This is a genomic window from Polynucleobacter sp. UK-Gri1-W3 (assembly GCF_018881595.1).
Taxonomy (GTDB): Bacteria; Pseudomonadota; Gammaproteobacteria; order Burkholderiales; family Burkholderiaceae; genus Polynucleobacter.
Map to the genome: position 1 here is coordinate 1 of NZ_JACVQA010000006.1, position 26,993 is coordinate 26,993.

The following is a 26,993-nucleotide window of genomic DNA, read 5'->3' on the forward strand; positions in this document are numbered from 1 at the left end:
CATGGAGCCGATGGGCTAAAACCCAATTACGGACCTGAGCATGACTAATCTTAAATAGATGGGCAACCCGCTTGAGGCCACCAGACTTTAAAAACTCCTTAACTACCTTTAGTTTGAACTGCTTACTGTATTTGCTCATAAAACAAAACCCCCTTGGTTGGACTTGATGTCCAACTTTTGGGGGTCAGTTCATGCGGGTGGTTTTTTTATTTTGCGCCATGTAAGAATCTTCAAATGAAGATCATTCACATCATTATTGCGATTGGGTTACTGATATCCACTACTGCGTATTCCCAAGTTTTTGATGTTCCCTATAAAGACGATGCTCCAACCAGAACATTGCTGACCCCAGTTAAAAATGCCAAGGCAGTTGTCTTATTATTTCCTGGTGGCGGCGGTGTTTTAAACCTGCAGGATGACGGCTCAACTACTAACGGCCATACTTTTGTCAGATCCAAGGACCTCTGGGCTCAATACGGAATTGATTCTGTTTTAGTGGATACCCCTTATGACTTAGGGGCTGGATTACGAAATTCACGATCCATTAGAGATCATCAACAAAGAATTTTGAATGTCGTGACTTATTACAAAGAAAAGCTCAATCTACCAGTATGGGTGTTTGGGCACAGCATGGGTACCGTCAGTGTTACCGAATTTGTTAATGGCGGGAAGGAAAAAGAAAAACTAATAGCTGGAGTCATAGTGGCAGGAACTTATAGATCTGCAACGGTGGACTCGGATGTGACGTTGCCGGTGCTGGCAATTCATCATTTGAACGATAGCTGTGGCTCTACACCATTAGTCTCCTCCGAGAGAATTATCGAGGGACGGTCAAATAAATTGACCTCCCAATTTATTCAGATCGAAGGCGGAATTAGCGAGGGTGATGTTTGCGGCTCAAGGGCTTATCACGGATTTAATCAGAAGGAGTCTGAGTTTGTGAAATCTGCTGCCCAATTCATATTAAAGAACTAGGCAAGCCTCACTATTATCTCGGCAGGCCGCTGATAACACCGCCCGGCACAATTACTCTTTCTGAGAACCACTGCTTATTCATCTCTAGCGCATAACGCACGGCTGCTTTAGGGCAATGGTTGTTGGTGGTTTCAGCCTGCATCTCTTCGATGTTCACAATCTTGCCGTCATCTGCAATGAATGCAATGGAGAGTGGGATCTTAGTGTTATTCATCCAGAAGCAATGCCCCGCCTTTTGTTCAAAGACAAACAACATTCCAGAATTAGTTGGCATGCTGGTGCGGTTCATAAGGCCAACCTCTCTGGCCTTTGGCGTATCTGCCAGCTCAGCCTGAATGCGATAGATACCCGCTTTTAATTCAATCGTGGGTAGGCCGACATTAACCTGTGCAATGACAAGGCTTGGAATTGTGAGGAGAAGAATTGCAAATAGTTTGCGCATAAGGTCTTTATTAGTGAGCATGCTGTGCATTTTAATTGAGGCAAATTGCAGACGAAAAAAAACCCAGGAACGAATCCTGGGTTTTTAATAATGATCTAAGGACTATTAAGCCGCTTGGATATTGGTAGCTTGCTTGCCTTTAGGACCTTGGGTAATGTCAAACGTTACCTTTTGGTTTTCCTTGAGGGTTTTGAACCCAGGCATAGTAATTGCGCTGAAATGCGCGAACAACTCTTCTTCACCATCATCAGGTTTGATAAAGCCAAAACCTTTTGCATCATTGAACCACTTAACAATTCCGGTCGCCATGCGAACTCCATTACATAAACTTAAAACAACCGTGATGAGGGTAAATACTTTTTAATCAGTCTCAATCCACAACACGCCTAAATAGAACCTCTTTTGAAGCCTACCCCTTGATTGTTTGCCCTTTTTGCAGGGGTGTCAAGGAGTTATATGCATCAACCCCTCAGTATTTACCCCTTTTTTTATCAAAAAATGCCCCAATATAGATTTAGGAGGGGTTTTTGCGTGTTTTTCACAACAAGACCCTAGTAAATTAAAGTTTCAATATCTGTGTTTAGAATGTTTCTCATGAGTCGCGCTCCAAAAAATCCCACTACTGGCAACCCCGGCAATCCGTATGCTGAGGACACCGTTCTTCTCGAAAAACAAATCGAGCAAGTTAAGGCGCCTTCAATGTATAAAGTTTTACTATTGAATGACGATTACACGCCAATGGAATTTGTGGTGATGGTAATTCAGGAGTATTTTAATAAGGATCATGAAACAGCTACACGCATCATGTTGCAAGTACATTTAGTTGGCAAAGGCGTTTGCGGAGTATTTACTCGCGATGTTGCTGCTACGAAAGTGCATCAAGTTATTGAACTCTCCCGTGAAGCGGGTCACCCACTACAGTGCACTATGGAGGAAGCATGATTGCCCAAGAATTAGAAGTAAGTTTGCACATGGCGTTTGTTGACGCAAGGGCATCTAGACACGAGTTCATCACGGTCGAGCATTTGCTCGCAGCCTTACTGGATAACGCTACCGCGGTAGAGGTCCTAAAGGCCTGCGCAGTCAATATTGCAGAGCTGCGCACCCAACTCAAAAATTTTATTAATGACAATACACCGGTGGTGCCGGGAAATGACGAGGTTGATACGCAGCCTACGCTAGGATTCCAGCGAGTCATTCAACGCGCCATCATGCACGTTCAGTCCACAGCGAATGGCAAGAAAGAAGTGACTGGTGCAAATGTACTAGTAGCAATCTTTGGTGAAAAAGATTCGCATGCAGTGTATTTCTTGCAACAACAGGGCGTTACACGCTTAGACGTTGTGAACTTCATTAGTCATGGTGTGCGCAAAGATCAGTCCGAGCATGTGAAGCCCGTTGAACCTTCTCAGGAAACTGAGGAATCTAGCGCTTCTGGCAAAGAAAGCCCTCTTGAGCAGTACACCCAGAACCTCAATACCTTGGCCCGTCAAGGCAAGATTGACCCATTGATTGGCCGCGAGAGTGAAGTGGAGCGTGTGATTCAAGTGCTGTGCCGTCGCCGCAAGAACAATCCACTTCTGGTGGGTGAGGCTGGTGTAGGCAAAACTGCTATAGCCGAAGGCTTGGCTTGGAGAATCGTTAAGGGCGATGTGCCTGATATCTTGGCCGATGCAACTGTCTATTCATTAGATATGGGCGCGCTTTTGGCGGGCACTAAGTACCGCGGTGATTTTGAGCAGCGCTTGAAGAGTGTTCTGAAGTCCCTTAAAGATCATACGCACGGTGTTTTATTTATTGATGAGATTCACACGCTAATTGGAGCAGGTGCAGCTTCTGGTGGAACATTGGATGCTAGTAATTTATTGAAGCCTGCATTGTCTAACGGTCAGTTGAAGTGTATCGGCGCAACCACCTTTACAGAATATCGTGGCATCTTTGAAAAGGATGCGGCTTTATCACGTCGTTTCCAGAAGGTGGATGTTGTAGAGCCAACAGTAGATCAAACAGTGCAGATTCTACGTGGCTTGAAATCACGTTTTGAAGAGCACCATAGCGTCAAATATGCTGCTGGTGCATTGGTTGCTGCTGCCGAGCTCTCTGCGCGTTACATTAATGACCGCCATTTGCCCGACAAAGCAATTGATGTGATCGATGAAGCGGGCGCTGCCCAACGTATTTTGCCGAAGTCCAAGCAGAAGAAAACCATTGGTCGTCCAGAGATCGAGGAGATTGTGGCTAAGATAGCGCGCATACCGCCACAATCAGTTACTGTAGATGACCGCAGTAAGCTCCAGACTTTGGATCGCGATATTAGGAGCGTGGTCTTCGGTCAGGATCCTGCAATTGAGGCCTTAGCTAGCGCCATTAAGATGACACGTGCTGGCCTTGGGAAGATTGATAGACCAATTGGTTCGTTCCTATTCTCCGGTCCGACAGGTGTAGGTAAGACCGAGGTTGCAAAACAGCTCGCTTACATTTTGGGTATTGAGCTTCTGCGCTTTGATATGTCTGAGTACATGGAGCGTCATGCGGTGAGCCGTTTGATTGGCGCACCTCCAGGCTATGTAGGATTTGATCAGGGTGGCTTACTTACTGAGGCTGTAAATAAAAAGCCACATTGCGTTCTCTTGCTTGATGAAATCGAGAAGGCCCATCCTGACATCTTCAATATTCTTTTGCAGGTGATGGATCACGGCACACTAACGGATAACAATGGCCGTAAGACTGATTTCCGCAATGTGATTATTATCATGACCACGAATGCTGGGGCAGAAGCAATGCAGAAATCAACCATTGGCTTTACCAATGCGCGTGAGTCTGGTGATGAGATGGCTGACATTAAGAAGTTCTTCACGCCAGAGTTCCGCAATCGCTTGGATGCCATTGTTTCCTTCAAAGCTCTTGATGAATCGATCATCATGCGCGTTGTGGATAAATTTTTGATGCAGCTAGAAGAGCAGCTTCACGAGAAGAAAGTGGATGCAACTTTCAGCCCGGCATTGCGAGCGCATTTGGCTAAGCATGGCTTTGATCCTTTAATGGGTGCGCGTCCAATGCAGCGCATTATTCAAGACACCGTGCGTAAGGCGCTTGCTGATGAACTTTTGTTTGGCAAGTTAGCCCAAGGTGGCCATATTGATGTCGATATTGACGCCGATGGTAAGGTACTACTGAACTTTGAAGCCCCAGTATTGCCGGGTAAGCGGACTAAAGCTGATATAGCGCCCGCTGAAGAAATTTGATTAAACAACTTATTTAAGTAGTTACCAACCAAAAAGGAAAATATGTCTCATCACGATAAATTACTAGAAGCTTTTGAAACTTACAAAGCTGAGAACGAAAAGTTTCAAGGCAAAGGGATCAAAGCTTCTGCAGCTCGTGCACGCAAGGCGTTGCAAGAGATTGCCGGCTCTTGCAAAGAGCGTCGCAAAGAAATTACCGCTGAAAAAGAGTCTCGTGAAGGTGCTGGTGCCGGTATGTCACAAGATGCTGCTCGTAAAGCGCATATTCGTAAGTAAGAAACTAATGCTTAAAAGAAAAGCCACCTGCGGGTGGCTTTTTCTATGAGTCATTGCTACTTATTTCTTTAAGCTCTGCCGGTACTTCCAAATCCACCAGCACCACGACTGCTTTCAGTGAACTCTTCAACAACCTTGAGCTCTACTTGTTGTACGGGCATCACAACCAATTGAGCCAAACGTTCCATCGGTTCAAGCTTAAATGGCGTTGAGCCACGATTCCAGGTGCTCACCATGAGCTGGCCTTGATAGTCAGAGTCAATCAGGCCAACCAAGTTGCCAAGAACGATGCCATGCTTATGACCTAGGCCAGAGCGCGGCAGAATAAATGCAGCATAGCGTGGATCTTCCACGTAAATCGCTAAACCAGTGGGTACAAGAACAGTCTGCCCAGGGGCAATCTCAATCGCTTCATCAATACACGCACGTAGATCTAATCCAGCACTTCCAGGGGTGCCATAAGCTGGCAACTGGTCGCGCATACGTTCATCGAGAATTTTGACTTGGAGTGATTGCATGAAATTTCCTAAAGCGGGGATTTAAATTTTCTTGGCAACTAGCGCAATTAGTTGACGCGCTAGGTGTAGTTTTTCTGCCTTAGCAAGTTTTTTGCTGCCAGCAGAATCAATGACGATTAGTTGATTGAGATCGCTACCAAAGGTATCGGGACCGATATTGCCAACAATCATTGGAATGCCTTTGCGCTTGCGCTTCTCATCAGCATGTTTCTCAAGATCGGTTGACTCAGCTGCAAAGCCTATACAGTATGGATATGGCTTACCAGCTTTAGTCTTTGCTGCTTTAGCAATATCGAGAAGAATGTCTGGATTGGCAACAAATTCTAGATTTGGTGCTTCATTTCCTTGGCGCTTGATCTTTTCTTTTGCAGGCGTAGCAATGCCCCAGTCAGCAACCGCAGCTACCGCAAAGAAGATATCGCAGTCAGTCGCTTTGAGAGTGGCAGCATGCATTTCCTTGGCACTAACCACGTTTGTGCGGGTAATTTGTCCAGTAGCTTCAAGCGGGGTATCAAGATCACATGGTCCAGCAATTAAATGAACTTGAGCACCAGCTTCAATAGCCGCTCTTGCAATAGCAAAACCCATTTTTCCTGAGCTGTGATTGGTAATGCCGCGCACTGGATCAATCGCTTCAAATGTAGGACCCGCTGTGATCAATACTTTTTTGCCAGCTAAAGATTTTTTCTGAAAGAAGGAGATGACTTGTTCAGTGATTTCGGCGGGCTCAAGCATTCTGCCCATACCAACTTCACCACAAGCTTGAAAACCGCTGGCGGGACCTAAGAGGGTAACGCCATCATCTAAAAGTCGGTTTGCACTTCTTTGGGTCGCCGCATGCTCCCACATCTGCTTATTCATTGCCGGGGTAAGTAGCAGGGGGCAGTCTCTGGCAAGGCAAAGCGTAGTTAATAAGTCATCAGCCAAGCCTAATGAAAGTTTGGCCATCAGATCAGCGCTTGCGGGAGCAATCAGAATGGCATCTGCTGAGCGAGATAGCTCAATGTGCGCCATATTATTTGGAATAGTGCTATCCCATTGGCTTAAGTAAACTGGATTGCCAGTGAGGGCCTGCATGGTTACAGGAGTAACAAACTGCTGGGCAGCCTCGGTCATCACGACTTGTACAGAAGCGCCTTCTTGCATCAATTGACGAGCAAGCTCAGGGGCTTTATATGCTGCAATGCCGCCAGAGATACCGAGAACGATCTTCTTATTTAAAAGTGATTGCATGGCGCCAGCTTAATGGGATTGGGCAGATTTGCCAAATGACTTACGTAATTCACCCCAAATGATGAGGGCCGCTCCAATACAGATGGCGCTATCGGCGATATTAAATGCTGGCCAATGCCAGTTGCCGTAATGCACATCAATAAAGTCGACTACAGCGCCATACATCACACGATCCAAGACATTTCCTAGTGCGCCACCCAAGATTAGGCTAAGAGCAATACAGAGCAATTTGTCGCTTTGGCTTTTATAAAGAAGCCAAATAATGTAGACAGATGCTGCTAGACCGAGAATAGTAAAGAACCAGCGCTGCCAACCAGAGCCTTGCGCCAGAAATGAAAATGCTGCACCAGGATTGAAGAGAAGCAACCAATTTAGGATGGGAAGAACTGGTTCAGGCACACCCATTTGCAAATTGCTTAGCGCGGACCACTTGCTAAGTTGATCTAGCAATAGGACGATCACAGCAATTGCTAGGTAACGAGGTAGAGCAAGACTTTTCATGTGGTGACTTCTTAAGCAAAGAGGCGATGATCACCATCACCAAATAGATTGCTAATGCAACGTCCACACAGTTCAGGGTGATCAGCATTGCTTCCTACATCTTTAGTGTGATGCCAGCAGCGGCCACATTTTTTGTATTGGCTGCCACGCACCAAGACTTCCAGTCCCTCATTGTTGAGCTCAATGTTGGCACTAGAGGTAATGGTCACAAAGCGTAAATCATCTTCCAATGAGTGCAAAATAGCGAAATCAATATCACCCACTTTGATCGTCAATTCTGCTTGCAATGATGAGCCTACATTGCCTGCTGCACGCTCCACTTCAATTGCTTTAGTCACCTCAGAACGGATTTCACGAATACGATCCCATTTGGCAAGCAATTCATCGGCGTGAGAAATTTGCGGGAACTTGCCAAACTCTTCCATGAAGATGGATTCTGCAGGATTGCTTCCTGTGCCATGTGGGAAATCTTTCCAAGCTTCTTCAGCCGTGAAGGAGAGGAATGGGGAGAGCCACTTTAAGAGATTGCGAGTGATGTGAAATAAGGCATTCTGTGCAGCACGGCGATCTGGTGAGTCCGGTGCGCTTGTATAGAGACGGTCCTTGAGAATGTCTAAATAGAAGCCACCCAAATCTTCAGAGCAGAAAGTCAACATGCGAGCAACTGCAGGTTGGAATTCATATGCCTTGTAATGGGCCTCAACATCATTCTGTAATTGATTAGCTAGGGCAACGGCGTAGCGATCGATTTCTAACCACTGATCAGCGGGCATCGTATGTTTGCTAGGATCAAAATCTGACAGGTTGGCTAATAAGAAGCGCAAAGTATTGCGAATACGGCGATAGCTTTCAGTAACGCGTTTGAGGATCTCATCCGAGATCGTCATTTCTCCAGAGTAGTCGGTTGAAGCAACCCAAAGGCGAATGATCTCAGCGCCCAGCTTATCTGCTACTTGTTGGGGGGCAATCACATTACCTACGGACTTACTCATCTTGCGGCCTTGGCCATCGACAGTAAAGCCGTGCGTAAGGAGTGCTTTGTAGGGCGGCTTGCCATCGAGCATAGCGCCAGTGAGCAAGGATGAGTGGAACCAACCGCGGTGTTGGTCGGAACCTTCTAGATATAAATCAGCTAAACGACCGTTTAGAGTTTCTGCTTCGGCAGTTAACAACTCATCGCGGTGTGAACCGCGAATGACGTGCCAGTGGGTTGTGCCAGAGTCAAACCACACGTCTAAGGTGTCGCGATTCTTTTCATATTGAGCAGCTTCGTCACCCAGTAATTCGGCAACTTCTAACTTCTGCCAGGCTTCAATACCCTCTTTTTCTACGCGCTTAGCAATCTCTTCAAGTAGTTCAACAGTGCGTGGATGTGGCTCACCACTTTCTTTGTGAACAAAGAAAGCCATTGGGACACCCCATTGACGTTGACGTGACAAAGTCCAATCAGGGCGATTGGCAATCATGCTGCTTAAACGTTGTTTGCCCCATGCTGGGAAGAACTCAGTGCTATCAATCCCTGCTAATGCAGTCTCGCGCAAGCTAGCTTTGCCATCAGATGGTTTTTTATCCATGCTCGCAAACCATTGTGATGTGGCGCGGTAAATAATGGGCGACTTATGGCGCCAACAATGCATATAGGAATGGGTATACGTTTTATCGCGTAGGAGGCTACCTGCTTCGCGCATGGCCTCAACAATCTTTGGATTTGCTTTCCAGATGTATTCGTTGGCAAAAAGTGGCAACCAAGATGCATACACACCATTGCCCATCACTGGGTTCAGAATATCTTTATCGGCAAGCTTGTTGGCCTTGCAGGACTTAAAGTCTTCCTCGCCATAAGCGGGCGCAGAGTGAACAACACCTGTGCCAGTATCGAGCGTGACGTATTCAGCTGGATAAATTGGTGACAGGCGCTTATAGCCCTCGTGCAAGGAAGCTAAGGGGTGCCAGAAGGAAATATTCGCAAGCTGGCTGCCAGTACAGGTTGCAATAACTTTACCTTCAAGACCGTAATCTTCTAAGCAAGTATCAACACGATCTTTTGCGAGGATTAATAATTTATCGCCAACATCAACTAGTGCATATGTGAGCTCTGGATTGACATTCATTGCCTGGTTTGCAGGAATAGTCCAAGGAGTTGTTGTCCAAATAACGATCTGACCCGGTTTATTTGGCAGCTCTTCAAGACCAAAAGCTTTTGCCAGTTGTGGGCGTTGTGCATCATCGAAAGCAAAGCCGACGTCAACGGTTGGGTCAGTTTTGTCTTGGTATTCCACTTCAGCTTCAGCGAGTGCAGAGCCGCAATCAAAACACCAGTTGACTGGTTTTAGGCCGCGGAAGACGTAGCCTTTTTTCCAAATCTTGCCCAGCGCTCGTATTTCATCTGCTTCGTTACGGAAGTTCATGGTGAGATAGGGGTTATTCCAATCTCCCAGTACGCCTAAACGTTCAAAATCTTTCTTCTGCTTTTCTACCTGGACATGAGCGTAAGCGCGCGCCTTAGATTGCACTTCAGCAGTCGGTAAATTTTTGCCAAATTCTTTTTCAATCTGAATTTCAATCGGCATGCCATGGCAATCCCAGCCAGGAACATAAACAGAGTCAAAGCCCATGAGCCAGCGAGACTTCACAATCATGTCTTTCAGAATCTTATTGACTGCATGACCAATATGAATGTCACCATTTGCATAAGGAGGTCCATCATGCAAGATGAACTTTGGCTGGTTTGCATGCGCTGCACGAATCTTTTCGTAGAGCTTATTTTTTTGCCATCCTGCAACCCACTGAGGCTCACGCTTGGCTAGATCTCCTCGCATTGGAAATGAAGTATCTAGTAGATTAACGGGATAAGAGTTTTCTTTTTCAGACATAAGCTTTTTTCTGGAAATAATTTCTGGCATGCGCTGCATCTGCTGCAATCGCTTGTGTAAGGGTTTCGAGGTCTGAGTACTTCGCCTCGTCACGTATTTTTTCTAATAGTTCTACAGTAATAATTTTTCCGTAAACATCCGCGTTGTAATCAAAAATATGGGTCTCAAGTAAAACCCTGCCCTCATCTTCTACTGTCGGCCTAACGCCCAAGCTGGCAACTGCTGGAAGAGGTTTCTCTGCGAGACCTAAAACCTGTGCCGTAAAGATTCCAGTTGTTGCCGGTTTGCGATGATGTAAGTGATTAGCAACTGCTAAATTCAAAGTAGGAAAGCCAAGCTGACGCCCCAGTTTTTGACCATGAATGACATGACCGGAAATTCCATAAGGACGACCTAATAACTTTTCAGCTAATTCCATATCTCCATTTGCAAGTGCAGTACGTAATGCTGAGCTGGAGATACGTTCACCATCTTGTTGAATGGTTTGAATGCTGAATACTTCAAAACCATATTTTTCACCAGCAGCTTTTAAGCTAGCAAAGTTACCTGCACGTTTTGCGCCATAGCAAAAGTCATCGCCAATCAAGAGCCACTTTGCGTTCAGTCTTTTGACAATAATTTCTGAAACAAATTCTTCGGGAGAAAGTTTGGCAAACGCAGAGTTGAAATGTTCAACAACAACACGATCAATTCCGAGGTTGGAAAGAGCGGCTAATTTATCGCGCAGATTCAAAATGCGGGGTGGTGCTTGTTCAGGAGAAAAGAATTCCTTTGGATGCGGCTCAAAGGTCATCACGCAGCTGACCAAGTCTCGCTCCTTCGCCCCATCAACGAGTTCTTTCAGCAGGGCGCGATGACCCCTGTGCACGCCATCGAAATTGCCGATGGTTAAGGCACAAGCTGGTCCTGCAGAAAACTGGGTGGGGCCACGGAATACGTTCACAAAATCGCTTTCAGGGTAGCCATCAATTATATTGTGGGCATGCCTTCTATCGTCACCTTAATCTCCGGCCGCGGATCTAATTTCGAGGCCATTGTCAAAACAGCTCAAAAAGAGCAATGGCCAGCTACATTTGCCGGGGTCATAGCGAATCACTCAGCGGCTAAGGGCCTTGATTTTGCTCGCTCGCAGGGTATCCCAGCCTTTGCCATTGACCATAAGGCGCATCCGACCCGCGAATCCTTTGATGCCGCTTTAATTGCACAGATTGATGCCTTGGGGGCTGATTTAGTGGTTCTTGCGGGCTTTATGAGAATTCTGACTCCAGGATTTATTCGTCATTTCGAGGGGCGATTGGTCAATATTCATCCTGCCTTACTGCCTGCCTTCCCTGGTTTACATACCCATGAACGGGCTTTGGAGGCGGGAGTGAAGGAACATGGCGCCACTGTTCACTTTGTGAATGAGGGTGTGGATGAGGGCCCCATCATCTGTCAGGCCTCTGTTCCAGTGCTTGATGGCGACGATCCAGACACTCTGGCCGCCCGTGTTTTGTCTGCTGAGCATCAAATTTACCCGCGGGCCGTAAAATGGTTCCTTGATGGACGATTGCGCATAGAAGGTAATCAAGTGAAGTTACAACCCCCGGAGTCGCAATTTTTTAAATTATGAGTGCAGAACGTCCACCCCGCAGATCTGGTAGCAGACTAGCCCCCCATAAAAGTTACGCAACGAAATCGAAAGATCCGTTGCGTCGTCCCGAGCGCCGCAATGCCAGCGGTAATCTCATTGCGCCCGAAGGGCAGAAGAATTTTTCAAACGCCAAAGCATTGCCACAGCATGCGATTCATCTTGAGCGTTTACTTCCAGAATTGCTTAGTTTTGAACAGCCAGCTGACCGAGTAGTCAGTCGTTATTTCAGAGAAGAGAAACAACTTGGAAATCGCGATCGTGCTTTGATTGCTGAAAGCGCATTTGCTATTTTACGTCGTAAAAATGAGTTCTCCCAATTCGCTTCTAGTGGTGAAGGCTCTCAGGCTAGACGCTTAGCCCTATTGGGTTTGCTGTCTGCTCTGTCTGAAGGCGGGCTAGGTTCTGCTAATCGTGCTGAGAGCGCAATTGCTGATTTAGCACACGTACTGAAGACGGGAGAATATGAGTGGCTGCAACGTTTTGCAACAGTTGATCCCGCAGCATTAAATCCTCTCGTGCGGAACAATTTGCCAGAGTGGTTATGGGATGCATTCGGCAAATATCCTGGTGAGGAATCTCGCGAAGAACTGGCTAAGTCATTAATGCATCCAGCGCTTTTAGATTTACGTGCGAACACCATGAAAACCAATCGCGAAGAGTTGCTCGCACAGATGAATGCATTGGGTGGTCGCTACCAAGCAATCCCAACTCCATACGCGCCTGATGGTGTGCGCATCATGGGTAAGCCAGCTTTACAAAATACTGCAGGCTTTAAAGCGGGCATGTTTGAAGTGCAAGATGAAGGCAGTCAACTCTTGGCTTACTTGCTCGCACCTAAGCGCGGCGAGATGGTCGTTGACTTTTGCGCTGGTGCCGGCGGTAAGACTTTGGCGATTGGAGCGATCATGCGCTCCACAGGGCGTTTATATGCCTTGGATACGTCAGAGCGCCGCTTAGCCAATTTGAAGCCGCGGCAGGCTCGTAGCGGCCTCTCAAATGTCCATCCGGTGTGGATTGATAGTGAGAACGACGCCAAGATCAAGCGCTTGGCCGGAAAGATTGATCGTGTTCTGGTAGATGCCCCTTGTAGTGGAATGGGTACTTTGCGCCGCAATCCAGACTTGAAGTGGCGCCAGACCCCAGAAGGGGTGTTAGAGCTAAATCAAAAGCAAAGAAGCATCTTGGCCTCCGCGGCCCGTCTGTTAAAGCCAGGCGGACGTTTGGTTTATGCCACCTGCAGCCTATTGCCTCAGGAAAATCAGGCAATTGCCGAGGAATTTTTGGCAAATCACCCGCAATTTGAGGTTGTTCCAGCCGCAGAAGTTCTTAAGCCATTGTTTCCAAAGGAAAAATTACCTTTAGGATGCAGCCTCGATAATCCTTGGTGGCAGTTATGGCCGCATATTCACGGAACAGACGGCTTCTTTGGGGCGGTATTCCAGAAGAAAGTTGCTGCACCAGTTCCCAAGTCTGAAATAGGCGATGAAAAAGAGACTAAGGTCAAAAACAAGAAGGCGCCTAAAGAACTAAAATAGAGTTTTAGACCTCTTTAGGGATTCCCTTTTGAATACAGCTTCAGGTTTTGATTTGTTCCTCCATTGGCTTGCGAATGGATATTTGGATTGGTCTTGGTGGAAGATTATCGTTTTCACTCTGATAGTCACTCACATCACGATTGCAGCAGTCACTATTTACTTGCACCGCTGCCAAGCGCATCGTGCTCTAGAACTGCATCCTATCGTCTCTCATTTTTTCCGTTTTTGGCTTTGGCTAACTACAGGCATGGTTACCAAAGAATGGGCTGCGATTCATCGCAAGCACCATGCTAAATGTGAGACAGTCGACGATCCACATAGCCCACAAGTTTTAGGAATTAATACTGTTCTCTCTCGTGGCGCTGAGCTCTACAAAAAAGAAGCTGCCAATCAAGAGACTTTAGACAAGTTTGGACATGGCACGCCTGATGACTGGGTTGAGCACAACATCTATTCCAAGTTCTCTTGGCAGGGAGTTGCCATCATGCTCATCATTGATGTGTTTTTATTTGGTGCAGTTGGTTTAACTGTTTGGGCAGTACAAATGCTGTGGATCCCAATTACTGCTGCCGGAGTCATTAATGGTATCGGCCACTTTTGGGGTTATCGCAGCTTTGACTGTGAAGATGCCTCCAGAAATATTGTGCCTTGGGGTATTTTGATTGGTGGCGAAGAATTGCATAACAATCATCACACCTTCGCAACTAGTGCGAAGCTATCTAACAAATGGTACGAGTTTGATATTGGTTGGATGTATATCCAGATCATGAGCGCTGTTGGTTTAGCTACGGTGAAGAAGACCCCACCCAAGCCAGTATTAAGCGACTTGCGTCCCGCCGATCAAAATACTCTTGAAGCTATCATCGCGAACCGCTATGAAATCATGGCGCGTTATAGCAAGACATTGCGCCGCTTCTTCAATAATGAAGTTCAGCACATGCAAGTCTTGGCAGCGCATCTAGGCGATGCTCGCACTTGGTTGGCTAAAGATGAATCACGCCTGAGTGCAGAAGAGAAGGTGAAGTTAGAAGAACTTATGGCTAGCAATGCGCAGCTACGCAAAATGATTGAGATGCGCCGTGATCTCCAGGCCATCTGGGGTCGCTCTAGTGCCACCAAAGAGCAATTGCTTTCTCAGTTGCACACTTGGTGTCAGCATGCAGAAGAAAGTGGCTTATCAAGTCTGCGTGAGTTCTCTTTGCGTCTACGTCGCTACGCTTAAATCAATTTCTAGATAATAAAAAACCCGCTGATGTAGCGGGTTTTTTATTTGCTGCCAGTAAGTATTTAATTAATGCCTTACTTCAGCTTTGTTTCTTTGTAAGCAACGTGCTTGCGAATAGTAGGATCGAACTTCATGATCTCCATTTTCTCAGGCTTTGTACGCTTGTTTTTTGAAGTTGTGTAGAAGTGACCAGTACCTGCTGATGACTCTAACTTGATTTTTTCTCTGCCGCCTTTAGCCATTTATGCGCTCCTTAAATTTCGCCACGTGCACGTAGATCAGACAACACAGCATCGATGCCGTTCTTGTCGATAACGCGCAAACCAGCATTGGTTAAGCGCAAGCTAATCCAACGGTTTTCAGATTCAACCCAGAAACGACGGTTTTGCAAATTCGGCAAAAAGCGACGCTTCGTTTTATTGTTTGCATGGGATACATTGTTGCCAACCATCGGCTTCTTCCCAGTGACTTGGCAAACTTTTGCCATGACATAACTCCATTAATTGCGAAAAAAGAAGATTGTATCAGTCCCAGCCCATTTTGGGCTAGCCTTAAATAGCTTTCTTGAGGGGGAATTGGAAATAAGGCATGTGCCTAGATACAATTTTGGTTAATAAGTTAGTGATTACTATCATTTATTACCATTATCCATAAGGCCAGAATCTAAAAAAGAGAAAAAACCACTGCCACTCACAATGCAATGATCTAGTAGCTGAATATCCACCATTTGTAAGGCGTTTGCCAACAGTTTCGTAAGTTCCTGGTCAGCATTGCTAGGTAAAGGATTGCCGCTAGGGTGGTTATGAGCAACGATCAGGGCGCTGGCATTTTTGGCAAGGGCCTCTTTGAGGATTTCGCGGGGGTAGATGGCTGTTTGGGTGATCGACCCCCTAAACAGCTCATCACATTCGATCAAATGGAGGCGTGAGTCCAGATAGAGGCATAGGAATACCTCATGTGGGAGGCGACCTATTTTTGCCTGCAAGAACTCTCTAACGTGGTTGGGTGATGAAAAGATAGGGTCTTGGCTTAGACCGTCTTCAAGGCTGCGCTTAACAAGTTCATATGCCGCCTGAATTTGTGACCATTTGGAGAGTCCCATGCCGTGTATTCGGGTGAATTCTTCAGGAGAGCTCAGCAATAAGCGGGGCAAGCTTCCAAAATGGTGCAGTAGATCTTTGGCTAGAGCAACAGCGCTTTTACCCTGTACCCCAACCCGCAAAAAGATGGCCAGTAGTTCAGCATCAGAAAGTGATGCAGCACCATTTAAGCGTAGTTTTTCTCGGGGCTGCTCATTTTTGGGCCAAGCTGTAATTGGGGAGTGCACAGCTAGCGCAGGCCTAGATACAATTACCTTATGACTAAGCTTACTGTTTTGCCTAATTCCTTTTTGACACTCAATTACCGGCTCACTTTGCCCAGTGGGGATGATTACATCAATACTTTTATTGATCGCCCTGCGACGATTTTGATGGGATCTGGACAATTTGCTCCTTGTTTTGAAAATGTCTTGCTTGGTTTAGCTGTTGGTGAGAAAAAAAGTGCGCTGCTTGCGCCTGAAGAAAGCTTTGGTGAGCGCAAAGAAGATTTAGTGCAATGGGTATCTCTGAAAGCGCTTAAAGAAGGTCGTGATGACGACGTGGAATTTAATCCAGGCGATGTCATTGAGTTCAATGCACCGGGCGGCGCTCAATACGCAGGTGTATTGCAATCGATTACTGAAGAAGGGGCTTGGTTTGACTTTAATCATCCCTTGGCAGGAAGACCAATAAGCTTTGAAGCAGAAATTGTGGCGATTTTGTAAACTATGAGTGATTTCAATAGCGCAGAAATTTTGATGGCCCAGCCGCGTGGTTTTTGCGCGGGCGTGGATCGTGCGATCAATATCGTCAATGAAGCACTCAATCGTTTTGGTGCGCCTATATACGTTCGCCATGAAATCGTTCACAACGCTTACGTTGTGAACGAGTTGCGTGATAAGGGCGCAGTATTCGTAGATGAATTGCATGAAGTTCCTAAGGGCGGCATCGTGGTATTTAGTGCACATGGTGTTTCTCAGGAAGTTCGCAAGGATGCAGAAGCTAGAGGGCTGCAGGTGTATGACGCCACATGCCCATTGGTAACTAAAGTTCATCTTGAAGTGGTGAAAATGTGCAAAGATGGCTTTACGGTATTGATGATTGGTCATCAAGGGCACCCCGAGGTTGAGGGCACTATGGGGCAGGTCAAAGAAGGCATTTTCTTGATTGAGAAGCTTAGCGATGTGAGCTCTTTGACATTTCCAGCTGATGAAAAGATTGCATTTGTTACCCAGACAACGCTCTCAGTAGATGAGACCAAAGAAATTGTTGAAGCGTTAACCAAAAAGTTTCCCAATATTGTTCAGCCTCGAAAACAAGATATTTGTTATGCCACTCAGAATCGTCAAGATGCTGTGAAATTTATGGCACCTCAGGTTGAGGTGGTAATTGTGGTGGGAAGTGCGACGAGCTCAAACTCCAATCGTTTGCGTGAACTTTCTGAAAAGCTCGGCGTTCCTTCTTACATGGTAGATGCCCCTGAGCAACTCAAGCCAGAATGGTTTGCTGGTAAAAAACGGGTTGGGTTGACTGCGGGTGCATCTGCTCCAGAAAGTCTGGCTCAGTCTATTGTCAGTCGCATTCAGGAGTTTGGACCAAGAAGCGTACGCGCCCTTGATGGTGTAGTTGAGGACGTTACCTTTTCATTGCCTAAAAATTTAGTTGATTGAAGTATCCATTCATAACAGAGGAGCTACACATGATCAAATCACCCATTACTTTTACATGCAGCGCTCTTGCTTTGGCAACTTCAGCTTTGCTGCTGACTGCTTGTGGCAAGGGTGGCGGTAAGTCTGCTACAGCCCCAGTTGACGGCGTTGAGGTAAAGATCGGCCACGTTGCCCCTCTCACTGGACCTATTGCCCACTTGGGCAAGGACAATGAGAATGGTGCCCGACTCGCGCTAGAGGAGATCAATAAAGCGGGCTTAACGATTGATGGAAAAAAAGTAGTTCTGACTTTGGTCCCTGAAGATGATGCTGAAGATCCAAAGACGGCTACGCAAGTCGCACAAAAATTAGTAGATGCCAAAGTAGTGGGAGTAGTTGGTCACCTCAATTCTGGAACAAGTATTCCGGCATCACGTATTTATAGCGATGCAGGCATTACCCAGGTTTCTCCATCCGCGACAAACCCTGATTACACCAAGCAAGGCTTTAAAACGACCTATCGCTTAGTAGCGACTGATGCCCAGCAAGGTCCGGCACTGGCTAATTACGTTGCTAATAATTTGAAAGCAAAAACTGCAGCCATCATTGACGACTCTACCCAGTACGGTAAAGGTTTGGCTGATGAGTTTGAGAAAACAGTAAAAGCCGCTGGTGTGAAAGTGGTGACTCGTGAGGCGAGCAATAACAAGGCTACTGATTTCAAGGCGATCTTGACTAAGATTAAAGGTAGCAAACCCGATGTCATTATGTATGGAGGTATGGATGCTACCGGCGGCCCATTAACCAAGCAAGCTGCTGAGTTGGGTATTAAGGCCAAGGTGGTTGGTGGTGATGGTATGTGTACAGAAAAGCTTGCCGAGTTGGCTGGTGAGGCTGTGGTCAATGTGACTTGCTCCGAAGCGGGTATGGCTTTATCAAAGATGGCTCAAGGAGCTGACTTCCAGAAGCGTTACAAAGAGCGCTTTAACTCTGATGTACAGATTTATGCGCCTTTCACCTATGACGCTGTCTATGTCTTGGTAGATTCTATGAAGCGTTCAAACTCAACCGATCCTGCAAAGATTTTGGCTGCTATGCCTGATACAAAAATGCAGGGCTTGATCGGTAATATTGCTTTTGATAACAAAGGCGATATGAAAGAGGGTGTGATTACCTTGTACGACTTCAAGGACAAAAAGAAAACAGTTCTTGAAGTTATTAAGATGTAATGACCTTTCAATTAAGAATAGCGCCGCTCATGCGGTGCTATTTTTTTATTAAGACTCAATAAATCCTCGACCCCAATGGATATCTTTCTCCAACAGATCATTAATGGCTTAGTACTTGGCAGCATCTACGCCTTGATCGCATTGGGTTACACCATGGTGTATGGCGTATTAGGGATTATTAATTTTGCGCATGGCGAAGTGCTAATGATTGGCGCAATGGTTTCGCTGTCGCTATTGCGCTTGATTCTGAACTTAACTATCGATTTGCCGGGTTGGCTGACGCTATTAATCGTATTACCCGTGACAATGGCGGTTTGCGCAGGATTAAGTTATTGGATCGAGAGAATTGCTTACCGCCCCCTGCGCAATGCACCACGCTTGGCGCCACTGATATCAGCCATCGGCATGTCTATCTTGTTGCAAACGATTGCAATGATGATTTGGTCGCGTAATCCCATGACCTATCCGCAGTTGTTACCTTCCGCTCCAATTGATTTATGGGGAAGTGGCGCCAGCATTACTGGTAAGGAAATTGTGATCATCGTAGTGGCCTTGGTGGTAATGTCAGGCTTACTGTTTTTGGTGGAAAAAACAAAACTTGGCAGAGCGATGCGGGCTACTGCTGAGCAAACTCAAATTGCTGCATTGATGGGTGTTAATCCAAATCGTGTGATCTCCATTACTTTTATGTTGGGCGGGGCTCTGGCTGGTTTAGCGGGCGTCATGATTGCGAGCAACTATGGCAATGTCCATTTTTATATGGGCTTCATTCCTGGCCTCAAAGCTTTCACTGCTGCTGTTCTTGGCGGTATTGGCAATTTACAGGGTGCGATGCTGGGAGGGTTGCTTCTGGGTTTGATTGAAGCTTTGGGTGCTGGTTATATTGGCGAGCTTACTGGTGGAGTTTTTGGTTCAAACTATCAAGATATCTTTGCATTCCTAGTTTTGATCTTGGTATTAGTGTTGCGACCTACTGGTTTATTGGGCGAGAAGGTCTCAGATCGTGCCTAAGATTTTTGTCTCTAATCGACTTAGTCGTTCTACGTACCTATGGCTTGGATTGATTGCTTTAGTACTTTTGCCTTGGATCGTTGGTGCTAGTGGTGGGAACTATTGGGTTCGGGTGCTCGATTTTGCCTTGCTATATATCGTTCTCGCTCTGGGCTTGAATGTGGTTGTGGGTTTTGCAGGTCTTTTGGATTTAGGCTATATCGCCTTTTATGCCCTAGGCGCATACAGCTATGCCTTAATGGCTTCTCCGCATTTACCAACGCATTTTGAAACTATTGCAGCTACATTTCCAGAGGGAATGCATTTTTCCCCTTGGATGGTTGCGGTGTTCTCGATTATTTTGGCCGCCTTATTTGGCTTGATATTAGGATTTCCGACACTCCAGTTACGCGGTGATTATTTAGCAATTGTCACTTTGGGTTTCGGTGAAATTATTCGTATCTTAATGAATAACTTAGATCGTCCTTTAAATCTCACCAATGGCCCTAAGGGAATTTCTGGAATAGATCCTATTCACCTATTTGGCATCTCATTTGCGAAGCCCTTAGATTTAGGCTTCATACAAATCCCGGGTTTGTATTTGGTGTTTTATTTGTTTCTACTGTTAGCAATTACAGTGGCGATTGTTTGTTTGCATTTACAGGACTCACGTATCGGACGTGCCTGGATTGCAATTCGTGAAGATGAGATTGCCGCCAAAGCCATGGGTATCAATACCCGCAATATGAAGTTGCTTGCCTTTGCAATCGGTGCCTCATTCGCTGGAGTGGCGGGTGTCCTATTTTCTGCCTTTCAGGGCTTTGTCTCCCCGGAATCATTTACGCTCTGGGAGTCGATCGTAGTCCTGGCCATGGTGGTTCTAGGTGGTATTGGCCATATTCCAGGAGTTATCTTGGGGGCTGTTCTTTTGGCAGTGTTTCCGGAAGTCTTGCGTGGTATTGCACAGCCAGTGCAACAGTTTCTATTTGGCCATGTCATTGTCGATGTGGAGATCATCCGTCAATTAATTTATGGGCTCGCTTTGATTTTGATCATGCTGTATCGCCCAGGTGGTATTTGGCAAAAACGCCGAGGTGGCAAGTGACTACTTCAATACTTTTAGATGTGACGGATGTTTCTAAACGCTTTGGTGGAGTACAAGCGCTAGATTCAGTAGGCTTGCAGGTGCCACAAGGAGCAATTGTTGGCTTGATTGGTCCCAATGGTGCCGGCAAGACTACTTTCTTTAACGTCATTACCGGTTTATATCCTGCAGACTCTGGCATCTTTTTGTTTAATGGCAAATCGTATTTTCCAGAGTCAGTATCTGAAGTGACTAAGTCTGGCTTGGCTAGAACATTCCAAAATATTCGTCTTTTTGGTGAAATGTCTGTTCTTGAAAATGTGATGGTGGGATGTCACTGTCGCACTAAGTCAGGACTTCCAGGCGCAATCTTTCGCTTTCCGTCTACAAAGCGTGAAGAGCGAGCGATACGAGATAAGGCAATGCAGTTATTGGCTTACGTAGGCTTGGGTGATTTTGCTCAGATGGAGGCACGCAACCTTTCATATGGGCATCAGCGTCGCCTTGAAATAGCGAGGGCGTTAGCTACCGAACCAAAGCTCTTGGCATTAGATGAGCCGGCTGCGGGCATGAATGCTACTGAGAAATTAGAGCTTCGCGAATTGTTATTGCGTATCCGGGCTGACGGTAAAACGATCTTACTCATTGAACATGATGTAAGTTTGGTGATGGGGATTTGCGACAGCCTAACCGTGCTGGATTACGGCAAAGTAATTGCCTCAGGAAAGCCTGCAGATGTGCGGGTCCATCCAGAAGTGATCAGAGCCTATCTTGGTCAGGGAGCTGCTTGATGAGCGCCTTATTAGCAGTAAAGGATCTCAAAGTTTCTTATGGCGGAATTAATGCCGTCAAAGGAATTGATTTGCATGTGAATCATGGCGAGCTCGTTGCATTGATTGGCGCTAATGGCGCTGGTAAGAGTTCGAGCTTAAAAGCAATCGCAGGCTTGATCACACCATCTGCCGGTGAAATTGATTTTGCAAATCATGCAACTAAAAAGTTACCAGCTTATGAATTAGTGCACTTAGGGTTGGGTATGGTTCCGGAAGGCCGCGGCGTCTTCAAACGTATGACTATTTTGGAAAACCTCCAAATGGGCGCTTACCTCCAGTCGGATGCCAAAGAAATCGAGCGCAAACTCGAAGAGGTATATTCATACTTCCCGAGATTAAAAGAACGTTTATCTCAGCTGGCTGGGACTCTTTCAGGCGGTGAGCAGCAAATGGTTGCTATGGGTAGGGCGATGATGGCCCAACCTAAGCTATTGCTGCTCGACGAGCCCTCCATGGGGCTCTCACCGATCATGGTAGAAACCATTTTTGATGTGATTCGCAGTCTATCGGGTGGCGGTATGACTATTTTGCTGGTGGAGCAAAATGCTCGCCTAGCACTACAGATGGCTGACCGAGCTTATGTCATGGAAAGTGGATTAATAACGCTGAGCGGCTCCGGAAAAGAACTATTGGAGGACTCTCGAGTCCGTGCAGCCTACTTGGGTGAGTAGGCTGATAGCTTGTTTAAGCTACTTCTTTGAGTAACTCGCGCAGCATATTACACATCTGACGAATTTCATCATCAGATACATTCAAGGCAGGCATAAAGCGTAATAAGTTTGGTCTTGGTGAGTTAATTAATAATCCTTCAGGACTGCGATCGCGCGCTAGTTCAACTAGTTTCGGACCAACGTCTTTTCCAAGCATCAGCGCGCGTAGTAAACCTGACCCACGCTCACCTTCGAGATTAAATTCTGCACAAAGCTTGAGTAATTCAGACTTGAGTAACTCGCCTTTGGCCTTAACGTTATCTAAAAATCCTGGCGCTAAGAGTTGTTCAATGACACTAATACCGACAGCAGTCATCAGTGGGTTGCCGTTATAGGTGCCACCTTGATCGCCTGGCACAAAGCAGGCCACTGCATCTGTTGCCAATAAAGCGGCCAAGGGTACGCCACCGCCAATGCCTTTTCCTAAGGTCATGATGTCTGGCTCAATACCGTAGTTTTGGTAGGCAAAGAGCGCACCTGTACGCCCACAGCCAGCCTGCACTTCATCGGCAATGAATAGGATGTTATTTTCTTTGGTGAACTTGCGCAGTTCACGCATAAATTCTGGAGTAGTTGGAATGACGCCGCCTTCACCTTGAACAGGTTCAAGCATGACCGCAACTGTTTTGTCGGTCACCAGTTTTTTAACGGATTCCAAATCATTTAAATCTGCTTTAGGAAATCCTGCCACTTGTGGAGCAAACATTGTGTCCCAGTTTGGCTTACCAGAGGCGCTCATCGTTGCTAATGTGCGGCCATGAAAACTGTGATCAAAGGTAATAATTTCAAAGGCGCCGGATTTGTTTAGTTGGCCCCATTTGCGCGCCAATTTAATGGCGCCTTCATTGGCTTCAGCACCGCTGTTGGCAAAAAATACTTTATCAAAGCAGCTGTTTTGAGTCAGTAGATTGGATAAGCCAAGCATGGGTTCGTTATAGAACGCAGGACTTGGATTAATCAGTTTTTTTGCTTGTGCATTGAGTGCCTCAATCATTCCTGGATTGCAGTGCCCCAAGCAATTGACTGCCCAACCTTGCAAGAAATCTAGATAGCGTTTGCCATTGTTGTCCGTTAGCCATGAACCATTGCCCTCGACCATGGTGACTTCTGGACGTGGGGTAATGAACATCACTGAATGATGATCGATGGCTTTAGTTGGCTTATTCATGCTGATTTAGTGGTCAATAAGGTCAAATGAAGTGTCTATTATCTAACTGAATGGGATTTATGTCGCAGGACTTAAGCTGTCGCTAAATCGGCCGCGCTAGTGAAGGAGTCGGCAAAGAACTCTTCCTCTGGCAATTGGCACTTGGCTAAGAAGTCGTTTCTGGCGGCATTGACCATTACTGGGGCTCCACAGGCATAAACCTGAAAATTCTTCATGTCGAGGTGGTCTGTCATGACGGCTTGGTGTACAAAGCCTGTACGACCCTGCCAGGTATCTTCTGGTAAGGCATCAGAAATCACGGGGATGTACTCAAAGTCAGCAATGGCTGTTTCCCAAGATTTGCATAAATCGTCCAAATACAAATCGCTTGGACGACGACCGCCCCAATATAAATGAATCGGGCGATGAATTTTCTTTGCCTGCATTTGTTCGATGATGGATTTAATTGGAGCAAAGCCTGTACCAGCAGCAACAAAGATGATCGGTTTTTTAGAGTCTTCTCTTAAGAAGAAGCTTCCTAATGGACCTTCAAAGCGCAAGATATCTTTTTCTTTTAGAGCGGGTGTGACGGCACCAAAAACAAAGTCCGTAAATAAGCCGCCAGGTAAATGACGAATATGTAGCTCAAGCGGACCTTCTTGCTCAGGTGCATTGGCAATTGAGTAAGCACGGCGTTGACCATCTTTGAGTAAAAACTCTAAATATTGACCGGCTAGGAATTGGAAGCGCTCGGCAGCCGGCAGTTGGAGCTTGAGAATAGCCACATCATCACTAGGCTTGTTGATGGTATTGACACGGCAAGGCATCTTACGAATCGCAATATCGCCAGCCCCTTGGACTTCACGAGCTTCAATCAGTAGGTCTGACTGGGGGCGGGAGCAACAAAACAAAATGCCACCAGCTGTTTCATCGGACTTACTCAAAGCACTTTCGCTATGCTGACCATGAGTGACTTGACCCTCTAAAACTTTACCCTTGCACGAGCCACAAGCACCATTTTTACAGCCATAGGGCAGGCTGATCCCTTGACGCAGGGCGGCCTCCAGCAGGTTTTCATCTGGATTGACGGTAAATTGTTTGCCGCTCGTTTTGAGCGTGACTTGATAAGACACTCTCATTCCTTTCAATAAATCGTTACGATGTTACTTATGCAATCTTTTGGTAAACCTTCAATCCTGATTATTGGCTGCGGAGATATTGGTCTTCGAGTAGCTAAACAGCTATCGCGGAGCCATCGTGTTTTTGCACTCACTTCTCAACAGAATCGCTTTCAGGAGCTGAGGAGGGTTGGCGCAATCCCTATTTTGGGTAATCTGGATCATCCAGAGTCCTTATGGCGCCTTAGTGGTTTAGCTCAAACCGTCATTCATTTGGCACCACCTCAAAATGGTGGAAATCGCGATTACCGAACCCGCAACCTACTTCGAATTTTAGCCCAAGGCTCTAATACCGTCAGGCGCCTCATTTATATCAGCACCACCGGTGTCTATGGCGATCACAGAGGCGGCAAGGTGAGTGAAGCAACCCCAGTCAGCCCCCAAAGTGAGCGCGCTCAAAGAAGGGTTGATGCTGAGCGAATGCTTCGTTTGTGGGCGCCTGCTCACGGGGTGGCTTTAACCATTCTGCGTGTTCCGGGGATTTACGCCGCTGACCGTCTGCCAATTGAGCGCCTGCAAGCAAAAACACCAGCGCTATTGCCAGAGGAAGATGCTTACTCTAATCATATTCATAGTGATGATCTAGCCCGGCTGGTCTGTGCGGCCGTTTATCACGGCAAACCCCAGCGCATCATCAATACATGTGATGGTGGTGAAACCAAAATGGGTGATTACTTCGATGAGGTGGCTGATGCCTTTGGGCTGGAAAGGCCAACTCGATTACCAGGTGCTGAGTTGCAAAAAATCGTTAGCCCGATGCTTTGGTCTTTTATGCGCGAATCACGCCGAGTAACCAACACTCGTTTGCATGAACTTAAAACACCACTACGCTATCCCAGCGTAGGGCACTTTCTGAAAACTATTTCCAAGAATCCTTAAGACCAACAGTACGATTGAATACTGGCTTGCCAGGTTTGGAATCATTCTTATCGGCAACAAAGTAGCCATGACGCTCAAACTGGAAGCGATCTTCGGCTTTAGCATCTGTCATGCAAGGCTCTAAGTAAGCATTGATCGTTTGCATGGAGTTCGGATTAATCGCATCTAAGAAGTTCTTATCACCACTATCTGGGTGCGGGTCACTAAAGAGGTGATCGTATAAGCGCACTTCAGCAGGGATGGCTTCAGCAGCGCTAATCCAATGAATATTGCCCTTAACCTTGTAATTGTTAGAGCCAGCAGTCCCGCTCTTGCTATCTGGGAAATGGGTCACATTGACTTGGGTTACATTGCCCTGAGCATCAGTTTCAAAACCGGTGCACTCCACTACAAAGCCATGGCGTAAACGGACGCGGCTGCCAGGCTGATCGCCAATAGGTGGATAGAGTCTGAAGAATCCCTTAATAGGTTCTTGCATAAAGTCATCTGCTTCAATCCATAGTTCACGCGTGAAATTAAATTCGCGATTACCCCATTCTGGATGATTGGGGTGGCGTGGGGCTGAGCATGCTTCTTTTGCCAAGGCATCAAAGTTTTCTACGACAAGCTTGAGCGGTTTGAGTACTGCAGTCGCTCGCGGTGCTCTCACTTCTAGATCGTCACGCAAGGCTTGATCTAGGGTGCTCATATCAATCCAGCTATCTGCTTTGGATACGCCAATACGTTCACAGAACAAGCGAATACTTTCTGGGGTGTAACCACGACGACGGATGCCAACGATGGTTGGCATCCGCGGATCATCCCAGCCTTCAACATGATTTTCTTCCACTAGTTGCAACAACTTGCGTTTGCTAGTGATGGTGTAAGTCAGATTTAAGCGAGCGAACTCATATTGATGCGGTACGGGGTCTTTGAAAACACCCAATTCTTTTAGGGAATTCACAATCCAGTCGTAGAGCGGACGATTGTTCTCAAACTCTAGCGTGCAGATGGAGTGGGAGACATTCTCTAGGGCATCAGAGATGCAATGGGTGAAGTCATAGAGCGGGTAAATACACCATTTACTGCCGGTGCGATGGTGATCGGTATGGCGGATGCGATATACGACTGGATCACGCATTACGATATTGGGGTGTGACATATCAATCTTCAGGCGCAACACATGCTCACCATCTTTGAATTTGCCATCACGCATTTCGCGAAACAAAGCGAGATTTTCTTCTGGACTGCGATCGCGATAGGGGCTATTTTTTCCAGCTTGGCCGAAGTTACCGCGATTGGTGTGGATGTCATCAGCACTTTGGCTGTCAACATACGCTTTACCATCCTGAATTAGGATCTCGGCAAACTCATACAGTTTGTCAAAATAGTCGCTTGCGTGATACAGATTGGTTCCCCAATCAAATCCTAACCACTTCACAGCATCCAAAATACTGTCGGCGTACTCAATATCCTCTTTTACAGGGTTGGTGTCATCCAGGCGCATATTGCATCGAGCGCCACCAGCTTGATTGTTGTAATCAGCAGCTAAACCAAAGTTCAGGCAGATACTTTTGGCGTGACCAATGTGCAAATAGCCATTAGGCTCAGGCGGAAAACGGGTAATGATTGAGGGAATCGGCTGCCCAGCTAAATTTGTACGCTGTGAAAAAGCACCGCTTGCCAAATCATGATCGATGATCTGGCGTAAGAAATTAGATGGCTCCGCTACAGCGCCGGCATTTACTTTAGAGGGTTTGCTATCTTGGGACATAGCCAC

At 46.5% G+C, this 26,993-nt stretch carries 28 protein-coding genes; 15 read left to right on the forward strand and 13 right to left on the reverse strand.

Going from position 1 to position 26,993, the window contains the following annotated elements:
* Positions 1-234 precede the first annotated feature (234 nt).
* A complete protein-coding gene (locus ICN36_RS05250) occupies positions 235-975 on the forward strand; it encodes an alpha/beta hydrolase (RefSeq protein ID WP_216227340.1) in 741 nt (246 codons plus the stop codon).
* A gap of 13 nt (positions 976-988) precedes the next feature.
* On the opposite strand, the gene ICN36_RS05255 is transcribed toward ICN36_RS05250, so the two are convergent.
* Positions 989-1,438 carry a DUF192 domain-containing protein gene (locus tag ICN36_RS05255; RefSeq protein ID WP_216227341.1) on the reverse strand — a complete coding sequence of 150 codons (450 nt, stop codon included), beginning with the start codon at positions 1,436-1,438 and terminating at the stop codon, positions 989-991.
* Positions 1,439-1,522: 84 nt separating this feature from the next.
* Positions 1,523-1,726: a cold-shock protein gene (locus tag ICN36_RS05260; protein WP_011903586.1), complete on the reverse strand. Its 204-nt coding sequence runs from the start codon at positions 1,724-1,726 to the stop codon at positions 1,523-1,525.
* Between the two features lie 276 nt (positions 1,727-2,002).
* Between ICN36_RS05260 and clpS the strand changes: the two genes are divergently transcribed.
* From clpS to ICN36_RS05275, 3 genes are read left to right on the forward strand one after another with little or no spacing between them, the layout of a single operon-like run.
* Positions 2,003-2,359 (forward strand): ATP-dependent Clp protease adapter ClpS, encoded by a 357-nt coding sequence (gene clpS / locus ICN36_RS05265; RefSeq protein WP_216227703.1) that lies wholly within the window; start codon positions 2,003-2,005, stop codon positions 2,357-2,359.
* Complete coding sequence (gene clpA, locus ICN36_RS05270; RefSeq protein WP_216227342.1) at positions 2,356-4,662, forward strand: ATP-dependent Clp protease ATP-binding subunit ClpA; 2,307 nt, start codon at positions 2,356-2,358, stop codon at positions 4,660-4,662. The genes clpS and clpA overlap by 4 nt, the downstream gene beginning before the upstream one ends.
* A 42-nt stretch (positions 4,663-4,704) precedes the next feature.
* Positions 4,705-4,938, forward strand: coding sequence for a hypothetical protein (locus tag ICN36_RS05275; protein ID WP_068320954.1), 234 nt, complete (start codon positions 4,705-4,707; stop codon positions 4,936-4,938).
* Positions 4,939-5,006: 68 nt separating this feature from the next.
* On the opposite strand, the gene dut is transcribed toward ICN36_RS05275, so the two are convergent.
* Genes dut through ICN36_RS05300 form a run of 5 tightly spaced genes read right to left on the reverse strand, consistent with a single transcriptional unit; the run spans position 5,007 to position 11,006 of the window.
* Positions 5,007-5,456, reverse strand: coding sequence for a dUTP diphosphatase (gene dut, locus ICN36_RS05280; protein WP_216227343.1), 450 nt, complete (start codon positions 5,454-5,456; stop codon positions 5,007-5,009).
* A 21-nt stretch (positions 5,457-5,477) separates the two neighbouring features.
* Complete coding sequence (gene coaBC, locus ICN36_RS05285) at positions 5,478-6,689, reverse strand: bifunctional phosphopantothenoylcysteine decarboxylase/phosphopantothenate--cysteine ligase CoaBC (RefSeq protein WP_216227344.1); 1,212 nt, start codon at positions 6,687-6,689, stop codon at positions 5,478-5,480.
* A 9-nt stretch (positions 6,690-6,698) separates the two neighbouring features.
* Positions 6,699-7,190, reverse strand: coding sequence for a signal peptidase II (gene lspA / locus ICN36_RS05290; protein WP_216227345.1), 492 nt, complete (start codon positions 7,188-7,190; stop codon positions 6,699-6,701).
* 11 nt (positions 7,191-7,201) lie between these two features.
* Positions 7,202-10,081: an isoleucine--tRNA ligase gene (ileS, locus tag ICN36_RS05295; RefSeq protein ID WP_370623450.1), complete on the reverse strand. Its 2,880-nt coding sequence runs from the start codon at positions 10,079-10,081 to the stop codon at positions 7,202-7,204.
* Positions 10,056-11,006: a bifunctional riboflavin kinase/FAD synthetase gene (locus tag ICN36_RS05300; RefSeq protein ID WP_216227347.1), complete on the reverse strand. Its 951-nt coding sequence runs from the start codon at positions 11,004-11,006 to the stop codon at positions 10,056-10,058. The genes ileS and ICN36_RS05300 overlap by 26 nt, the downstream gene beginning before the upstream one ends.
* Before the next feature lie 39 nt (positions 11,007-11,045).
* Between ICN36_RS05300 and purN the strand changes: the two genes are divergently transcribed.
* The 3 genes from purN to ICN36_RS05315 are packed head-to-tail and all read left to right on the forward strand — an operon-like array spanning position 11,046 to position 14,453.
* On the forward strand, positions 11,046-11,675 hold the full coding sequence (gene purN, locus ICN36_RS05305; RefSeq protein ID WP_216227348.1) for a phosphoribosylglycinamide formyltransferase: 630 nt from the start codon (positions 11,046-11,048) through the stop codon (positions 11,673-11,675).
* Positions 11,672-13,231 (forward strand): RsmB/NOP family class I SAM-dependent RNA methyltransferase, encoded by a 1,560-nt coding sequence (locus tag ICN36_RS05310; protein WP_216227349.1) that lies wholly within the window; start codon positions 11,672-11,674, stop codon positions 13,229-13,231. The genes purN and ICN36_RS05310 overlap by 4 nt, the downstream gene beginning before the upstream one ends.
* Positions 13,232-13,259: 28 nt before the next feature.
* A complete protein-coding gene (locus ICN36_RS05315) occupies positions 13,260-14,453 on the forward strand; it encodes an acyl-CoA desaturase (RefSeq protein ID WP_216227350.1) in 1,194 nt (397 codons plus the stop codon).
* 77 nt (positions 14,454-14,530) lie between these two features.
* On the opposite strand, the gene rpmG is transcribed toward ICN36_RS05315, so the two are convergent.
* The 3 genes from rpmG to radC form a co-directional block, all read right to left on the reverse strand.
* Positions 14,531-14,698 (reverse strand): 50S ribosomal protein L33, encoded by a 168-nt coding sequence (gene rpmG / locus ICN36_RS05320; RefSeq protein ID WP_015421876.1) that lies wholly within the window; start codon positions 14,696-14,698, stop codon positions 14,531-14,533.
* 11 nt (positions 14,699-14,709) lie between these two features.
* A complete protein-coding gene (gene rpmB, locus ICN36_RS05325) occupies positions 14,710-14,943 on the reverse strand; it encodes a 50S ribosomal protein L28 (protein WP_011903570.1) in 234 nt (77 codons plus the stop codon).
* Between the two features lie 144 nt (positions 14,944-15,087).
* Entirely contained in the window at positions 15,088-15,783 is a 696-nt protein-coding gene (gene radC, locus ICN36_RS05330) for a DNA repair protein RadC (protein ID WP_370623427.1), read from the reverse strand.
* 30 nt (positions 15,784-15,813) lie between these two features.
* On the opposite strand from radC, the gene ICN36_RS05335 reads away from it, so the two are divergent.
* From ICN36_RS05335 to ICN36_RS05365, 7 genes are all read left to right on the forward strand, one after another.
* Complete coding sequence (locus ICN36_RS05335) at positions 15,814-16,260, forward strand: peptidylprolyl isomerase (RefSeq protein WP_216227351.1); 447 nt, start codon at positions 15,814-15,816, stop codon at positions 16,258-16,260.
* A 3-nt stretch (positions 16,261-16,263) separates the two neighbouring features.
* Positions 16,264-17,205, forward strand: a complete 942-nt coding sequence (ispH, locus tag ICN36_RS05340) for a 4-hydroxy-3-methylbut-2-enyl diphosphate reductase (protein ID WP_216227352.1) — start codon at positions 16,264-16,266, stop codon at positions 17,203-17,205.
* A 29-nt stretch (positions 17,206-17,234) separates the two neighbouring features.
* Positions 17,235-18,413, forward strand: coding sequence for a branched-chain amino acid ABC transporter substrate-binding protein (locus ICN36_RS05345; RefSeq protein WP_216227353.1), 1,179 nt, complete (start codon positions 17,235-17,237; stop codon positions 18,411-18,413).
* A 75-nt stretch (positions 18,414-18,488) separates the two neighbouring features.
* Positions 18,489-19,424, forward strand: a complete 936-nt coding sequence (locus tag ICN36_RS05350) for a branched-chain amino acid ABC transporter permease (RefSeq protein WP_216227354.1) — start codon at positions 18,489-18,491, stop codon at positions 19,422-19,424.
* A 1-nt stretch (position 19,425) separates the two neighbouring features.
* Complete coding sequence (locus ICN36_RS05355) at positions 19,426-20,508, forward strand: ABC transporter ATP-binding protein (protein ID WP_216227705.1); 1,083 nt, start codon at positions 19,426-19,428, stop codon at positions 20,506-20,508.
* A complete protein-coding gene (locus ICN36_RS05360; protein WP_216227355.1) occupies positions 20,505-21,278 on the forward strand; it encodes an ATP-binding cassette domain-containing protein in 774 nt (257 codons plus the stop codon). The genes ICN36_RS05355 and ICN36_RS05360 overlap by 4 nt, the downstream gene beginning before the upstream one ends.
* Complete coding sequence (locus tag ICN36_RS05365; protein ID WP_255531252.1) at positions 21,275-21,991, forward strand: ABC transporter ATP-binding protein; 717 nt, start codon at positions 21,275-21,277, stop codon at positions 21,989-21,991. The genes ICN36_RS05360 and ICN36_RS05365 overlap by 4 nt, the downstream gene beginning before the upstream one ends.
* 13 nt (positions 21,992-22,004) lie before the next feature.
* Here ICN36_RS05365 and ICN36_RS05370 read toward each other — a convergent pair whose 3' ends face one another.
* Together ICN36_RS05370 and ICN36_RS05375 are read right to left on the reverse strand one after the other, a co-directional pair.
* Entirely contained in the window at positions 22,005-23,198 is a 1,194-nt protein-coding gene (locus ICN36_RS05370; protein WP_216227357.1) for an acetylornithine transaminase, read from the reverse strand.
* 71 nt (positions 23,199-23,269) lie between these two features.
* Positions 23,270-24,310, reverse strand: coding sequence for a 2Fe-2S iron-sulfur cluster-binding protein (locus ICN36_RS05375; protein WP_216227358.1), 1,041 nt, complete (start codon positions 24,308-24,310; stop codon positions 23,270-23,272).
* A 36-nt stretch (positions 24,311-24,346) separates the two neighbouring features.
* On the opposite strand from ICN36_RS05375, the gene ICN36_RS05380 reads away from it, so the two are divergent.
* A complete protein-coding gene (locus ICN36_RS05380) occupies positions 24,347-25,234 on the forward strand; it encodes an SDR family oxidoreductase (protein WP_216227706.1) in 888 nt (295 codons plus the stop codon).
* Here the strand turns inward: ICN36_RS05380 and ICN36_RS05385 are convergent.
* Positions 25,215-26,987 (reverse strand): glutamine--tRNA ligase/YqeY domain fusion protein, encoded by a 1,773-nt coding sequence (locus ICN36_RS05385; RefSeq protein ID WP_216227359.1) that lies wholly within the window; start codon positions 26,985-26,987, stop codon positions 25,215-25,217. The genes ICN36_RS05380 and ICN36_RS05385 overlap by 20 nt on opposite strands.
* Between the last annotated feature and the right edge of the window lie 6 nt (positions 26,988-26,993).